Source organism: Microcoleus sp. MON2_D5 (assembly GCF_036701905.1).
Taxonomy (GTDB): domain Bacteria; phylum Cyanobacteriota; class Cyanobacteriia; order Cyanobacteriales; family Microcoleaceae; genus Microcoleus.
Genome location: NZ_JAUBRM010000114.1, coordinates 1 through 16,163, shown reverse-complemented (window position 1 = coordinate 16,163; position 16,163 = coordinate 1). Strand labels below are relative to the sequence as shown.

The window sequence follows — 16,163 nt, the reverse complement described above, 5'->3', positions numbered from 1 at the left end:
CTTTTCTTGTTTTCTTGACCCTACATTAGATTCTTCTGAGTCCTTGTGTCAAGCCTAATTGAGATGCTCTTACCCTGATCGCTGGTATTGTCCAACCATTCGATGATATCGACAAATTCGCCGCGAATCTTGTCAAAGAGTCCCATAGATTTATTTTGGGTTGTTGTTCGATTTTAGCTTCAATAGGAGCGATCGATGTTCCCGATCGCCCTTGTAAAGTTTTTACGTGCGATCGCTGGGGATGGGGGCGATCGCCTGCTGCAAGGAAATAGAGCAGCCGAGTGCGATCGCCCTTAATTTCCTCAGTCAACAAATCCTATAGTATTTAGTTCTAACTTATTATAATAAGTTATCTCACAATTGCTTTAATTCGGGTCGATCGCAATTTGACACTGCGTTGGTGGCAGTCATTAAGAAGGCAGAGATGATAGGAGGACATGGCAATGGCGTTTTCCTACCCCAAAATAATCAATCTTCCTCGATGAAAGATGTAACCATTCCCCGATTAATTGTGGCAACGGAGGAGACGGCAATGCCCTTTCCTTACCGCAAAATCATCAATTTTCCGATTAATTGTGGCAACGGAGGAGACGGAAATGGCGTTTTCCTACCGCAAAATCCTCAATTTTTATGCACGAGATATGTAACTATCGCCCAATTATTTGTAGGGAAACGGCACTGCCGTCTCCTCTTCTTTCTATTCTTTCCCGCCCTTATGGTTCGCCGGATTTTGGTGCAAAGGTGCGATATGCTGCTAACGCTGCTTGTTTGACGGTTTCGGGGACGATCGGAAAAGTAGTCAAAATATACGCAAATTCTGCTTCGGTTAAGCCGTAAAGGTGGGCGATGATGCCGTCTAATTCGGCTCGCAATTGAGCGCGTTCTGTTTCATCGGTAACGCCTTCTCGGTGGGAGTTTAAGCCGACTTCTTGGGCTAATTCGTCAAATTCTGGGGAGGTGCAGATTAGTTTGGCGGCGCGCTGTACGATGTCGGAGAAGTATTTGTCGCCTATTTGCGATCGGGGGACTCTGAGAGAATACATAAAGTGCATATCGAGATGTGCTGTAATACGTTTGCGAATTTCATAATCAGCAACAAATGAATTGAAAATTGCTGTAATAACTACAGTAGTTATGTAAGGAAGAATTGTCTTAACCGTCTGAGCGGTATCAGCACAAAAACGATTTCGAGGAAGCACACAAGCAATTAAACTACGTTGATCTGTATTTCTGCCTATTCGTCTATGCACTAAACGATAATCTTGATAGGAAAGTTTTTGATCTATATCTGGTACTTTACCAAGAATTTTTGACCGTCCTTCATCCAAGTCAATGTAATATTTAGGTAAGGCAAAACTATGTTGAAACTGGTGAAACATATTACCTTGTATCAAAGGAACCACACCTTTGCCTGGTTCTTGCTTGAATAAATGACTGTCATTAGTCATGTGAATTTCTTGACTTAACCGCAGATTCCATTTCCCCTCAATCTGTTCGCCCAGCAAAGGGAATTGCAGCATTTTCTCAGCAATCCGAATATCTCCCTCATTTTTAAACTCCATCACCGACAGAGAGTCAGGAGATAACTTCCGCACTAATTCAACGCTAATTGGCAAGCTATCAGCACTAGGAAACCTTTGTAGTTCATCCACATCAAGACGCATAAAAGCTGAGGGAAACTCAGTTGTTATCCCATCCTTCTCAAAAGTAAGAACAACTATTTTGAAACGACTATCAACCCCTTCAAAAATTGTTTTCCGATTTTCTAAACAAAATAACCCCGTGACTTTGGTTTGACTAAATAACATCTCCCGCAGTTGCTTAGTACCCAAGTCAGTGTAAATGCCACTAGGAATCACAATCCCACACTCGCCACCCCTGCGTAAGAGATTAAAACATTGCTCTACAAAAAGTTTATAAAGGTTAATATCCGTACCTGCTTTTTTACCATTGACAATCGAAATCTGATTTTTGTACTGTTCCGCTGAACGATAATAAGCACTGATATGAGGAAAAGTGTTCTGATATTCCAACCAAGCATTAGAAACCTCTGTATCTTGCAAGAGTTTCTTTTGTTCTTTTTCAAAACTCTTAATATCCATCTTCTTTTTCGTCACTAAGTTGCTATAACTAGCAAAAAATTCCTTAGCATCTGGCTTAAATGTTTCCCACGGCGGATTAGTAATAATCGCATCAAAACCGCCCCGTTGATGCAAAATTTCATCAAACTCATAGCCCCAGTGAAAAGGCTTCAAAGCTTCTATATCAGCGAGAGTCAGGGTACGCTTAATCGGCTTACCGCTAATCTGTGCTTGTTCAAACTTAATTTTTAACTCCTTGAAATCTTCCAATAAAATCTTATTAATATTTTCGATAGCAGAGGCTTTCTTTTCGGCAATTTCATCTCGCAAACTCTGCAAGTTTTGGCTATAGGTAGTAGCATGACGGTAAATAGAAATCAGACGGTTTTTCTCCTCTAATACTTGTCTGTATGTCTTGTGAAACAGATTTAACTGTGCTCGACTTCCTTCATATTCTGCGTCATCCACCCGCAGTAATCCAATTAAAGAATTTCCCGCCATAATGTTAAAGTCAATATTCGGCAGCGGTTCCAAGTCGTTGACATTCTGCGCGGCCGAAACCAAGGCCAAAAACAGTCGCAGTTTAGCAATTTCCACTGCTTCCGGCATGATATCCACGCCGTAGAGGTTGTCGCTAATAATCCGTTTTTTGATATAGTAGTGGAGTGAAGTATGCTCGGTTTCTATGGTTTTTAGTAAGTCATTGAGGTAGCGATCGTTTAAAAATTTGCTTGTACCGATGACTGTTGAATAGATGTAAATCAGCGTTTTCATGGCTGCGACTAAAAACGCGCCGGAACCGCAGGCTGGGTCTAATAATGTTAAGTTTGGGAGGATTTCTGTTAGCAGGCGGCGGCAGAGATTGGCATCGAGATTGGTGAGGAGTTGGGTGATGGTTTCAAAGTGATGGGGAATCGGGCATTGGGCATCGGGCAAGGGGAATTGGGCATGGGAGGAAGAGTTAAGGGATTGGTTGACTCTATCGAGGATTAGTTTGTTGATTGTGCGATCGCACAAATATTCAGTAATCTCCGGCCTGGTATAATAAGCACCAAAGGCTTTTTGGTTAATGTATTTCTCAAAGATGTATCCCAAAACCGCCGGATTAATTTCGTTTTCCTTGCCGCCCACTGTATCGTCAAGATTCCAAGAATAGGCGGCAAATAACTTAAATATTTTCTCAAAAGCAGCATCGGGTATGGCGATATTCGGATAATTTTGTTCGATGGGATGTTCGAGAAACAGTCCCCCATTCAAATATTTAACATCGCCGATTAATTCTTTAACACCTTCCTCCCGCAAATCCAGAGGTTTAGCAAATCCATCGAAAAACAGTGTTTTCAAGAATTGCGAGTAAAATAAATCCCTTCCCCGCTGCTTGCTTTCGGCTAACTTTTCCTGCAAATACAGCATTTTGCCGCTGTCGATAAATCCTTTGCGCTGCAAAAAATAAACAAACATCAAGCGGTTGAGTAAAACCGAAGTATACCAGCGTCTGTCTGTTTCTTTGTCAATGCCGCGAATCACACTTAAAAATTCAACGTGTTGCTGTTTAAACTCTTCAAAAAACTTTTTAGTTACTCGTTCGACATCCAATCCAGCCTGCAATCTTTGGGCGACATCAATCACCGACAGCGTTTCTAATTCTTCTAAATCAACCTTTAATGCTGTCACTTTACTCAGCAGCAAATCGCAAGGTTCCCGTTTCACGTATACATGATCGCGGGGATAAAGTTTTGTACCTTCGCGCTTCACCCAATACCACAGACATTTGGTGCGATTTTCATCAATAAAAATCAACAGATTTTCGGCGGAAATTTGGACAATTTCGCGATAAATCGTCAGTCTTTCGGCGCTGTTGGGGATATTTCCGCTAGCGCTGGTAATTTCATATACAACTACTCCATTAAGTTGGGCAATGGCTTTTCGGGAATAAGTCTCGCCTTCTATTTCTAGAGGTACGGTTTTGGGGGAAGATGGATTATCCCAACCGAGTTTTTGAACGAACAATTTGTTGAATTCAAAGTCTTGGAGAAGTTCGCGGGATTCTTTAAGTGTTGGTGGCATGGTTATATATGAAGGAAGAAGGGAGAAGTGTAGTAGGGACAGGGCGCCGTGCCCAAGGCGTGTCAACTTAAGGCTAAGCCGAGAGTCCGACAGTCCGGCAGGGGTTTCAACCCCTGCCTCAAAGCTAAAGTCCTCTTAAGAGGACTGAGAAGAATAATTTTTAAACCCATTAGTCCTCTTTCAGAGGACTTTCGCTATTAGACAGGGAATTCATTCCCTGGCGGACTGGCTGGATAACGAGAGGAGTGGCGGACTGACAGCTAATGCGATGTCCCTACTGGATTAATTAACTTGTAAAAAACTAAAAATATCTGCAACTCGCACTTGCCAATCGCTCAATACATTGAGAATCGGTAACATATCGCTGTCATACTTGACCTCTGGCAACTGATTCGGTTCAAATACCATGATAGAGCGATCGTTAGGATCGATGAACCAACCTAATTTGGTTTGGTGCTGGATCGAAAAAATAATCTTGTTAATTACACGATTGGGAGACTGTTCTGGTGAAAGAATTTCAATCACCCAATCGGGATGACTTTCAAATCGATTAGCAATTTCTCCATTCTCATCAACTGGGATGCGAGACCATTCAAAAACTGCAATATCTGGCACTAAAGAACGTCCCCCAAATGTGCAGCGTAACTCAGTCAAAGCTAAAGCGAGTTTTCTGGGTTTACCCTGCTGATTAATCGTAGAGGCAAACTCAGTTTGAATGAGACTATGTTTTCCTTGAGGCATCGGTTTCTGATAAACTTGACCGTCGATGTATTCACTCGCAGGTTCTGTTTCTGGTAAATTTAAAAATGCTGCCAGAGAAAGCTTGGATTGAGGCTCAATTGATAGCGTCATACATCTTTACTATTAAAATAAAGCTATCTTTCATTATACATCCTAACCGGCGGAGTCGATAAATCAGAAACCGGGTGTTTGCGAGAATACTGGTTTATAGTCTTTAATTCGATAAAAACCCGGTTTCTTGGGCTGCCGCGCCCAAGCCCTAACATAATTAATTATTTCTCCTGAAACAAGCCTAAAGAACAAATAATCATGGGTTCCCGTTTGTCTTCGTCTTCATTGACAATACACAAACGGTCATCCATCCGCAAACCCACGACTAATTCTGCTAATTGTCGATCGCCAATACCGCTTTTTAACTGCCGATTTAACGTGTCAATTGCCGACTGGCGCAGGGGATAGCGGTAAATTTCATCAATTGCTTTTGCCAACTCATCGAATGCAAATATTGTACCGCGCATGGACTGGGCGTAACTCTTCAAACGTTCATAGGTTCGGAACCTTGCCCCGGAAGGTCGGCCCAATTGTCCGCCCGCATTTTGCTCTTCTTCTGCTATCAACTCTGCACCTTTTGTGACTAATTGGTGATGCTGTTTGTCTTTCGGAATTGCTGGGGTCGATTCGTCGCACGCTGCAATTCTTAAAATTGCCAGTTGCGATTGAGTAACGCTATTGCCATCGCGATCGACCCAAATTAAAGAATCATTTCCCTCGGCGGTTTTCATGTACAATAAAACTCCTTCTGGTTGCAAGGGTGCGGGAGTATGATTGCGAGTGGAATAAACTACATTGGGCATTGACTCAATCGTTTTTTTCAAAGTTGGGTTGTTGTCAGTCGCATTTTTCCAAATTTGAAAAGCTTCGGATGTTAAGTCAACTTCGGCATCTTCTTCGCCATCTAAAATTCCTGATTTTTCATTGTAAATATCGAGAATGACTTGAGGTGAGTCATCCTCAAAAAATGTCTCGTCAGTTCCGACAACTTCGGCATTTTCTTGCAAGCGTCGGCGCAGTCTTTCGCGCAGGTTGATAATGCGATCGACTCCTTCATCCGGCAAGAATGAATAACACAAAATCTGCTCAGCTTTTTGACCGATTCTGTCCACTCTTCCCGCCCGCTGAATCAACCGAATAATTGCCCAAGGTAAGTCATAATTAACGATAATCGCACTGTCTTGCAAGTTGTGACCTTCACTCAGAATATCGGTGGCAATTAAGATTCGCAATTCTTGTTCGGGCGAGATTTGATCCAGCTTGCCGCTGCTAGTCGGACTAAACCGGAATGTGAGTTCGGTGGGGTCTTTTGATTTACCTGTCACCGATGCAACGCCCGCAATATTTAGCTTAGTTAAATTATCAGTTATATAGCGGACTGTATCGGCAAACTGAGTAAAAATTAATACTTTATCATGGGGGTGAGTTTCTGTGAGCAATTTCACCAAAGCAGCTAACTTTTCATCGGGTTGAGAATGCCATTCACCGCAAGTTTGCAATACTTCTATCAGACACCGGGCATCTGCTAGCAAATCCCCTTTTAACTTCTTGGTATCAAAAAAATCGGATTTTAGCCATTTAAACCTGCGTTTATAGCGCGTTTGATATTCTTGATAAACTACTTCTGCGCGCTGTTTAAAACTCTTTTCGTTTAACAGTAATTGGGCTTCGATATCTAAAACTTCGGCCGCATCATCTTCGCTCTCTTCGCTTTCAAAACTGCTAACCACCACTGAATCAGCATCTTCATCGCTGTTGCGGGTATCCAACAAGTCTGCATCTTGGGTGCCGATCGGAATATCGCAGTTGTGGTCGATCGCATATAAATAGATAAAATTCCGCAGGATATGCCGCTCGATCGACTGAAGAAAGGCACTGCCGCTGCTTTCTAGCCGTTTAAACAAGTTTGTCCGCGAAAATCCCATTAACCGGCGACCCCCACGGAATAAGGCATTTAACTGCCGCTCTTCTGCTTCAGTCGGCTTGTGTTTGGGTTTTTTGGCGATGTAATTTCCCAGCCCGTAACGCGGCAGATTTAGTGCATTGATGACTTCGACAATTTCCTCAAATTCAAGCTGCGTATGGGTTTTACCTGCTGAGACTTCCGAAGAAAACTTAATAGTTTTTGGAATGCGATCGGGAAAATAGGAGCGCGTGCGATCGGCAAATTCTAAATATTTGCGCCCCTTCTCTGCGTCAGTTTCCGCATAATTTTCTTTGATAAACGAGCGAGTGCGCCTCACCATGTAGCGCTTCATCAAATCTCGCCAATCATCAGGATGTTCGCTTTTTTCAAAAGCAGCTAAAGAGCGCACGGAACATTGATGTCGCTTAATAAATTCTAACTCTCCTTGACTGCCTCCGCCCAATTGATTCAGCAAAGCTTCGGGCCGCAGTCCTAAATTTTGGTCTTCAGGAATAAACAGCCGCAACTGAGAAGATAAATCTAAATAGGTTTTGTTGTAGGGAGTTGCTGAAAGCAATATACATTTACTTTCGTTGATGGCAATATATTCTTGAATCGCTCGATATCGCTTGCCTTCTCGGTTTCTGAGGTTGTGACTTTCATCAATTAACACAACTCGATAGCGGCGCAATTCTGGCAATTCTTGCTGTACCAGACTGATCGATAATACTTTCGCAAGCAGGCGAAAGTTATCTGCATATTCCTGCCACATTTTTACCAAGTTTTTGGGACAAATAATCAGGGTTTCCAAGAGACAGTCTTCTTGTAAAATTTTGGCGATCGCCGTACCGACTAAAGTTTTACCCAACCCTACAACGTCGCCAATAATCACGCCTCCCCGTTTGGTAATGTGACGGGCGGCTAGCTTAACCGCTTCTTCTTGAAATTTAAATAAACCCTTAAAATCGCGAGGAATCTGAAACTCAGCAATACCTGCGATCGCCTCGCGGGACAAATGATAGACAATGTTGAGATAGATATGATAGGGGGGAATTAGTTCGGATCTAGCCCAACTGCGATCGATAATTTCTGCAAGTTCTTTGGAAATATCAACACAGCCATATTCTTCCCAGCGATCGTCAAACCATTTTTGCAACTTATTACAAGCATCAAAATCTAAAATATCAATATTCAATTCCCCTTGTTTTGACAGTCCCGATAAAGTCAGATTGCTGCTACCCAAAAAACCTACAATTGGGCTGTTTGGGTCTTGACGGTGAACGAGATATAGTTTAGCGTGCAGTGGATAAGCTAAGAATAATTTAACAATAACTTTTCCGGTTTTTATCTGATAGCTCAACCTGCGTAATCCCTGCTCATCTATATCACTGGGAGCGCCGATAGTCAACTGCTGGCGAAATTCCTCAGCCATCCGTTTTTTGAGGCGAATAATGGCATTATTGTCAATCCCACTGTGATGGGAAATTAGGCTAAAACTAGCATTTAATTCATCGGTCGGCAAACTTTGCATTCCCACCAAAAGGCGGCAGCAAGCTCCTTGGTTTCCCATATATGCTTCTATTAAATCGCCAATTCTCCGCCATCCCCGAAGATTGAAATAGCCAACGCAAAAATCTGCCCTATAGGAGAGTTTAATGGTTTCTCGCAATGCTGGTAGCAGTGGCAGTTCGATGTTGTCAAAAATGCGCGGCACTGGGTTTCCTCTGTTATATTAGTTGTACATACAAAAGTTTGTAGTAAGGACTAAAGTCCTTAAAAAATCACATGGAATGACTAAAGTCCTCACTATAGCAATCCTTGCAGGAGTCGTAAACTTTTTACCCCACCTCAACCCTCCCCTTATCAAGGGGAGGGAGTAAGAAATTCACAAATGATGCGAGCATTGCTATAAAGTCTCTAACCATTCCATTAGTGCTTGCCAAGTTTCGACATCTAAGACAGCAACTTCTTTGCCTTTTATATTGAGAAATTTAACTGACTGCAATACTTCTAATCCGGTCATTCCGGCTACCTCTATGTTGATGATAGGTATAACTTTGGCTCTCCATTCTAATCAATTTGCTCCTCAGTTGCTGCGCCAAAGCCGATCGAAAAAAGGTCGATCGCACCCAGCCAACCCCAGCAACCTGAACCGCAGGTGAGGCAATCCCCCTGCAGCCCCCGCTTCTCGACGCGGTACAATAAATGCAATCATACTTAACGCTTATATTGAAAAGGCTACACACAACGCCACAGGAGACAACTGACGCATGGGTAAAGTAGTTGGCATTGACCTCGGAACAACAAACTCAGTAGTAGCCGTCATGGAAGGCGGCAAACCGGTTGTGATTGCCAATGCAGAAGGGATGCGGACAACTCCCTCGGTAGTCGCTTTCACAAAGGAAGGAGAACGCCTGGTGGGACAGATGGCCAGACGCCAGACTGTTCTCAACCCGCAAAACACCTTTTACGCCGTCAAGCGGTACATCGGACGCAAATATACCGAACTGACTCCAGAATCAAAGCGCGTCCCTTACACAACTCGCCGCGACGAAAACGGGAACATCAAAATCAAGTGTCCCCGCCTGAAAAAAGATTTTGCCCCAGAGGAAATTTCGGCGATGGTGTTGCGGAAACTGGCCGATGAAGCTAGCCGCTATCTGGGACAAGAGGTAACGGGGGCTGTAATTACTGTTCCCGCTTATTTCAACGACTCGCAGCGACAGGCGACGCGCGATGCTGGACGAATTGCCGGACTTGATGTCAAGCGGATTTTAAATGAGCCGACGGCGGCTTCTTTGGCTTACGGTTTGGAGAGGCGAGAAAGTCAAACTATTTTAGTGTTTGATTTGGGCGGCGGTACTTTTGATGTCTCTATCTTAGACGTGGGAGACGGAGTATTTGAAGTTAAAGCAACTAGCGGTGACACTCAATTGGGTGGCAATGATTTTGACTCTAAAATTGTTGACTGGTTGGCAGAACAATTCTTAGAAAAAGAAGGAATTGATTTGCGTCGCAACCGCCAAGCTTTGCAGCGCTTGATCGAAGCGGCCGAAAAAGCCAAGATTGAACTGTCGGGAGTCGGTGTCACGGAGATTAATTTGCCGTTTATCGATGCGAATGAAGATGGGCCTTTGCATCTGGAAACGCGGCTAACTCGCGGTCAATTTGAGGGGCTGTGCACAGATTTGGTGCAGCGGCTGCGGCGTCCGGTGAAACAAGCTTTGGCTGATGCAAGTTTGAGTCCTTCTCGCATTGATGAAGTTGTGCTAGTCGGCGGTTCGACTCGCATTCCTTTGGTGCAGGAAGTTGTTCGCAACTTGATTGATAAAGAACCCAATCAAAATGTGAATCCCGATGAAGTTGTGGCGGTGGGTGCGGCAATTCAAGCGGGTATTTTGGGTGGCGAGGTCCGCGATGTGCTGTTGTTGGACGTGACGCCGCTGTCGCTGGGTTTGGAAACGATCGGCGGGGTGATGAAAAAACTGATTCCTCGGAATACTACTATTCCCGTCAGGCGATCGGACATTTTTTCGACTGCTGAAAACAACCAAACTGTGGTAGAAATTCACGTGATCCAAGGGGAACGCGAATTAGGCAGAGATAATAAGTCTTTGGGACGGTTTAAACTAACTGGAATTCCGCCGGCACCGCGAGGGATTCCGCAGGTGCAAGTAGCTTTTGATATTGATGCTAACGGGATGCTGTTGGTGACTGCTTTGGACAAAACTACCGGCAGGGAACAAAGCATTACTGTGCAAGGTGCTTCGACGCTGACTCAGCAGGAAGTGAATCAAATGATTCGCGATGCGGAACAGTTTGCTCAAGCTGATAAGTTGCAGCGGGAAAAGGTGGAAAAACGCAATCGCGCTGAAGCTTTAGCTTATCAAGCTGAGCGGCAGTTGCGGGAAGTTGCGCTCGATCGCGGAATGCAGTTTGCTCAAAGAAGCCGCCAGCGAATTGAAACTTTAATTCGCGAATTGCGAGACAGTTTGGAACGCAATGATGAGCGCGGAGTTGACCAAGTTGGTTCGGATTTGCAGGATGCTCTTTACGATTTGAGCCGGGAAGTTTCAGCTTTTGCTGATGATGACGATGATGATGATTTCTTTGAGTCTGTGAAGCGGACTTTTACGGGCGACGGTACCAAGCGACGCAGCGATGACAGCAGCTATTATCAAAATGCTAAACCGTACAGGCGATCGACTGTCGATCCAATTCCCGATCGCACCGGCGATCGTATGGGCGATCGTATGGGCGATCGTATGGGCGATCGTATGGGCGATCGTATGGGCGATCGTATGGGCGATCGTAGAAGCAGTGCTAATCGCCCCACTCGCCCTTATCAAAATCAAAGCGACGATTGGGATGATGACGACGATTGGCTGTAATTGAAGGAAGAAGGAAGAAGGAAGAGGGAAGAAGGAAGAAGGAAAATAACGGATTTTCAGCAGAGAATTTGTGACAGCTCTTTTCCTAATTCTTCTCAGATCCTTTCTTTCTTCTCTCCTACACTAGACTTCTTTGAATTACATAAAGATTACTATGATAAGTAAGGAGAAAATTATGTTGTATGACCCATAGAGAACAATACATCTGGCAGCGGGGTATTGATCTTTGTCAAGTTTGCTACGAATTAACTAAATCTTTTCATTCGTCTGAACTTTATGGTATTACCAGTCAAATTCGCCGTGCATCTGTATCAGTACCAGCTAACATTGCGGAGGGATATGGGCGTGTTACTAGACAAGAGTATATTCGATATTTGCGAATAGCTCTCGGTTCGCTCAGAGAACTGGATACTCATCTAGTGATTTCTGAAAGAGTGGGGTTAGCAGCACCCGAAAAAATCTCACCAGTTATCAAAGAAGCAGATGAACTCACACGATTAATTGTCAGTACAATCAACAAACTACAAGGATAAAACCTCATCCCTCGTCCTTCTTCCTTCTTCCTCCTTCCTCCTTCCTCCTTCCTCCTTCCTTCTTCCTCCTTCCTTCCTTCTTCCTTCTTCCTTCTTCCCTCGTCCTTCTTCCTTCTTCCTTCTTCCTTCTTCCTTCTTCCTTCTTCCTTCTCCAACTATGCAGAATTTTCGCAATTACTATCTAATTTTGGGAGTGCCCAAAGATGCCACGGCTGATGAGATAAAAAAAGCCTATCGACGGCTAGCCAGACAGTTGCACCCTGACGTAAATCCCGGTGATAAATCTGCTGAAGATAGGTTTAAGGATATTAATGAAGCTTATGATATTCTTTCCGATATCGACAAGCGCGCTCAATACGATCAGTTTAGTAAATTCTGGAAACAAAAGGGATTTCAAGGAAAGCAAGGGGTGCGACTTCCCAATTTCAAAACTTGGGGAAACAGTAAAACTACCCGCAAAAAACCGGCCGAAGAGGTCGATTTTAGTGATTACTCGGATTTTAATAAATTTCTCGACCAAGTGCTCGGAAGACGCCGGGAAGTGAGGATGGCGACAGCGAATGATGCAGCGGGAGTAGCCTCCTCTGAACCGTGGAGTACGGCTTCTAAGAAAACGAGTTATGTTGCTAATTCTCGCCCACCTAGAAGGGATTTTGACGATCGCGAAACGCGACGAGATTTCGACGATCGCGAAATGCGACGAGAAACAGTCGATCGCGAAATGCGACGAGAAACAGACGATCGCGAAATGCGACGAGAAACAGTCGATCGAGAAATGCGACGGGAGATAGTCGATCGCGAAATCAGAAGGGATATAGCCGATCGCGAAATGCGACGGGAAATTAGGGAAACAGTCGATCGCGAAACGAGAAGAGACATTGAGGCCAGGCTAACTCTGCCTTTGGAAAGGGCTTATTCGGGCGGTACTGAGCGAATTCGTCTGGAAGATGGGCGAGCGATCGAGGTGAATCTGCCTCCTGCTATGGTATCAGGCCAGCGGATTCGCTTGCGAAATCAAGGTATCGGCGGCGGAGATTTATATTTGAAAATCACGGTTTCTCCCCATCCATTTTTTCGATTGGAAATGTCGGATATTTGCTGCGAATTGCCTCTGACTCCCAGCGAAGCGGTGTTAGGCGGAGATATTGAAGTACCGACGCTGGATGGCCTGGTAAAGATGAAATTGCCACCGGGAGTAACCTCTGGAAAGCGGTTGCGGCTGGCTAACAAGGGCTATCCGACGGGAAATGGCGATCGGGGCGATCAATTGGTAGAAATTCAGGTGTTAATTCCCAAAGAAATTAGTGAGGAGGAACGGGAATTATACGAAAAGTTGCGGCAGGTTGAGTCTTTTAAACCGCGTCAGGATTTATCGGTTTAATGTAGAGTACGCAATGCGCCCGTTTAATTTTGTAGGGGCGCAATAATGCGTGCCTTACTACTAATCGTGTACGAAAAATGAGGAGATGCTTGGCTAAATTTTACTGACATATCACATTTAGCCACTTGGCTGTAAATAGATGATATCAAATCCGTTAGTATCGGAATTATTCATCTCTCGTTTTTCTAACTCAGCGCCCTCTGCATTAAGAGCAGTTTAATAATTCCGAAACAACCGTAAAGGATAGGATTTGTCGCCAGAATAGCCGATCGCACTTTCAGCAATCCTGAATCGCATAAGTAAAATTACTGTTGTGATTATTCCTGAACTAGCAGAGAATTAACAATAAGGTAATTTTCCCCCAATCAGGAGCAGTCTGCCGCCATGACTCAAATGCCCCCTCAATGCACCAGTCTGCAAGAGCAAGTTGATTCTTTAGTGCAACTGCTGCGTCAGGAATCGTCTTTGCGACAACAAGATATCACGGCGGTACAAGCTTCTCTGAAAAAGGCAATTTCTCCTGAGTTTGAAATTGTGTTTGCTGGCGCTTTCAGTGCGGGAAAATCTATGTTAATTAATGCTTTGCTGGAGCGGGAATTGCTCTACAGTGCAGAAGGACACGCGACAGGTACGGAATGTTATATCGCCTTTGCTGAGCCGGAAAAAGAGCGCGTTGTTCTAACTTTTTTGAGTGAATTTGAGATTAGCCAGCAAGCTTCTGTGCTTTGCCATCAATTAGGTTTAACTACTGAACTTAATATTAATCAAACAGATGTAGTGTCGCTGTTGTCTCAGGGCTGTAACATAATTATTGAAACGGAAGGCGGCGAAAATAAATCCGAGCTAGCCAAAAAAGCTAAGGCTTTGATGCTGCTTTTAGAAGGTTTTGAGGCAAATCGCGATCGCATCCAAACTCTCGAAAACGCTACCTACTCGATGGAACAGTTTAACTTTTCCAATCTCAAGGAAGCTGCTAGTTATGCCCGTCGCGGTAGCAACAGTGCTGTACTCAAGCGAGTTGAATATTACTGTTATCATCCCTTGCTACAAGATGGCAATATTATTATCGATACGCCGGGGATTGATGCGCCCGTGCAGCGGGATGCAGAATTGACTTATGATAAGATTGAAAGCCCGGATACTTCGGCGGTTGTCTGCGTGTTGAAAGCGGCTTCGTCTGGGGAAATGACGACGGAGGAAACCGAGTTGATGGAAAAAACACGGGGAAATCCGGGAATTCGCGATCGACTGTTTTACATTTTCAACCGCATCGACGAAACTTGGTACAACACGCAACTGCGACAGCGCTTAGAAAATCTGATTAATTCCGACTTTCGCGATACTGCGAGAGTTTACAAAACTAGCGGATTGTTGGGATTTTACGGGAGTTTGATTAAAAGTACCACAGGGCGCGATCGCTTTGGTTTAAATACAATATTTGCCACCAGTCAAGGGCGAGCTTCGGGAGATGATAAATTAGATTCAGAATTGCTCAGTAATAGTGAAGAGACTCCGCAATTTGTTAGTGAATTTAATCGCTACTGTGCGAATTCCGGCAAGCTATCTCCGAGCAAATTTCGCATTTCAGTTAACAGCTACGAAACACCCAATGAAAACTACGTGCGGATTCTTGCAGAGCAAGGACAACCATTAATTGCTCAATTAATTCAAGATAGCGGGATCGAAGATTTTCGCACAGCCATCACCCGTTACCTCACAGAAGAAAAACGCCCGCAACTGTTCAAAAATTTAGCTGACGACTTAGAAGACTTGTGCATTCAACTGCGGAAACATTACCAAACAATTCAGCGGAATTTGGACAGCCAGCCCCGCGAAATTGAAGCAATGAAAGCACAAGAACTTTTGCGACTAAATCAAGAGTTGCAGCAAGTTGGGGAGGAATTTCGCGAACATATCGCCGAAGAAGTCAATGACATGATTATGAACAGATGCGATATTTTCGATATAGACTTTCGGCAATTGCAATCTCGGATGATCCGGCGCTTGGATGAATTGTTAGATGGATTTTCTGTTGAGGCGGCTTACGGACGCACTTTGCGGAATCATCCCCGCAATGCGACAGCACCTTTAATTGCTGTTTTAGTTGAAGCGCTTTATTATTTAGCCAATCAGTTGGAAGATATTTTAGTAGAGGCTACTAAGTCACTGGTTGATAATTATTTCCAGTATTTGAAAGATAGCGTTCGTAAGTCGGAATACTATCGATTACTCTATCGGTTGTTGGGGAACGATGGGGGAATTGAACAGCAGTTAGAGGAGTTATCAAAGCGGGTTTCTGATGCTTTGGTAAATGCGGCGGGCGTTGAGTGCGATCGCTACGTGCGAGAAAGTCCCCGTTTTTACGACGAAGGCACATTTTCGATTTATCAATTCCGGGAAACATTGCAGCAAACTTCTCAAGGTTACGACTGCGAAAACATGGTGGACGCCCAACCGGCAATTCGGCAATTATTGCGGCTGGATTTTGAGCCGAAAGTATCTAGAACTATTCGGCAAACTTTCCGCCAAACTGTCAACCAAACCCTGAAAGAGCATTTGTTGCCGCTGGCTCAAAAGCAAGCTGATGATATTTTGCAGAAATACAGTCAAGCCCGCAATTATTTGGAGCAAACTTTGGCACAGGAAGCGGAGGAAAAGATTGCTGGGAATCTGCGGCGGCAAGCTGAAAACGAGCAGAAAATTCAAGAGTACGATCGGGCGGTTTCTGGGATTAATAGTTGTTTGCAGGCGATGAAGTTGCACGAGCATTTGTTGCCTGTAATTGCACAAAATGATGGTGTTTCGGTGGATGGTGAATGATTAAAAATCCGGTGATTGGAAACCAGGCGATTGGAAATCGCGGCTACACAGACACAACCCGCCGACGCGGGTTGAAGACATTCTTAGTGCGCGGAAGCGGACATCGTTTGTATAGTCCAATACGGTTCAGTTAAGGCTCAAATAGTGGTAAATTAGGTATGGTGTCCAAAAATGGAGAGCAAGTAAGGTGCA

General features: G+C 44.2%; 10 protein-coding genes. 4 read left to right on the top strand and 6 right to left on the bottom strand.

The genetic code is table 11. The annotated features are described in order from the left end of the window. Positions 1-25: 25 nt before the first annotated feature. From QUA47_RS27265 to QUA47_RS27245, 5 genes are all read right to left on the bottom strand, one after another. The gene (locus QUA47_RS27265; RefSeq protein ID WP_333433071.1) at positions 26-313 is read right to left on the bottom strand and encodes a hypothetical protein; all 288 of its coding nucleotides are present in this window, start codon (positions 311-313) and stop codon (positions 26-28) included. 400 nt (positions 314-713) lie between these two features. Continuing rightward, positions 714-4,148 (bottom strand): Eco57I restriction-modification methylase domain-containing protein, encoded by a 3,435-nt coding sequence (locus QUA47_RS27260; protein ID WP_333433070.1) that lies wholly within the window; start codon positions 4,146-4,148, stop codon positions 714-716. 282 nt (positions 4,149-4,430) lie between these two features. Then, positions 4,431-5,000 carry a Uma2 family endonuclease gene (locus tag QUA47_RS27255; RefSeq protein WP_333433069.1) on the bottom strand — a complete coding sequence of 190 codons (570 nt, stop codon included), beginning with the start codon at positions 4,998-5,000 and terminating at the stop codon, positions 4,431-4,433. Between the two features lie 161 nt (positions 5,001-5,161). Then, positions 5,162-8,560, bottom strand: a complete 3,399-nt coding sequence (locus tag QUA47_RS27250) for a helicase-related protein (protein ID WP_333433068.1) — start codon at positions 8,558-8,560, stop codon at positions 5,162-5,164. A 372-nt stretch (positions 8,561-8,932) separates the two neighbouring features. Continuing rightward, positions 8,933-9,061 (bottom strand): hypothetical protein, encoded by a 129-nt coding sequence (locus QUA47_RS27245; RefSeq protein WP_333433067.1) that lies wholly within the window; start codon positions 9,059-9,061, stop codon positions 8,933-8,935. 55 nt (positions 9,062-9,116) lie between these two features. Here QUA47_RS27245 and dnaK point away from each other — a divergent pair, with 55 nt between their 5' ends. Then, entirely contained in the window at positions 9,117-11,237 is a 2,121-nt protein-coding gene (gene dnaK, locus QUA47_RS27240) for a molecular chaperone DnaK (RefSeq protein ID WP_333433066.1), read from the top strand. A 182-nt stretch (positions 11,238-11,419) separates the two neighbouring features. Continuing rightward, positions 11,420-11,770, top strand: coding sequence for a four helix bundle protein (locus tag QUA47_RS27235; RefSeq protein WP_333433065.1), 351 nt, complete (start codon positions 11,420-11,422; stop codon positions 11,768-11,770). Here the strand turns inward: QUA47_RS27235 and QUA47_RS27230 are convergent. Then, complete coding sequence (locus QUA47_RS27230) at positions 11,759-11,944, bottom strand: hypothetical protein (RefSeq protein ID WP_333433064.1); 186 nt, start codon at positions 11,942-11,944, stop codon at positions 11,759-11,761. The genes QUA47_RS27235 and QUA47_RS27230 overlap by 12 nt on opposite strands. Between QUA47_RS27230 and QUA47_RS27225 the strand changes: the two genes are divergently transcribed. Together QUA47_RS27225 and QUA47_RS27220 are read left to right on the top strand one after the other, a co-directional pair. Further along, a complete protein-coding gene (locus QUA47_RS27225; RefSeq protein ID WP_333433063.1) occupies positions 11,928-13,151 on the top strand; it encodes a J domain-containing protein in 1,224 nt (407 codons plus the stop codon). The genes QUA47_RS27230 and QUA47_RS27225 overlap by 17 nt on opposite strands. A gap of 384 nt (positions 13,152-13,535) precedes the next feature. Further along, positions 13,536-15,971, top strand: coding sequence for a dynamin family protein (locus QUA47_RS27220; protein WP_333433062.1), 2,436 nt, complete (start codon positions 13,536-13,538; stop codon positions 15,969-15,971). The last annotated feature ends 192 nt before the right edge of the window (positions 15,972-16,163 follow it).

Excerpts from the sequence above, each read along its gene's own strand:
- QUA47_RS27260 (WP_333433070.1), bottom strand. The coding sequence starts at position 4,148 with ATGCCACCAACACTTAAAGAATCCCGCGAACTTCTCCAAGACTTTGAA.
- QUA47_RS27255 (WP_333433069.1), bottom strand. The coding sequence starts at position 5,000 with ATGACGCTATCAATTGAGCCTCAATCCAAGCTTTCTCTGGCAGCATTT.
- QUA47_RS27245 (WP_333433067.1), bottom strand. The coding sequence starts at position 9,061 with ATGATTGCATTTATTGTACCGCGTCGAGAAGCGGGGGCTGCAGGGGGA.
- dnaK (WP_333433066.1), top strand. The coding sequence starts at position 9,117 with ATGGGTAAAGTAGTTGGCATTGACCTCGGAACAACAAACTCAGTAGTA.
- QUA47_RS27235 (WP_333433065.1), top strand. The coding sequence starts at position 11,420 with ATGACCCATAGAGAACAATACATCTGGCAGCGGGGTATTGATCTTTGT.
- QUA47_RS27225 (WP_333433063.1), top strand. The coding sequence starts at position 11,928 with ATGCAGAATTTTCGCAATTACTATCTAATTTTGGGAGTGCCCAAAGAT.
- QUA47_RS27220 (WP_333433062.1), top strand. The coding sequence starts at position 13,536 with ATGACTCAAATGCCCCCTCAATGCACCAGTCTGCAAGAGCAAGTTGAT.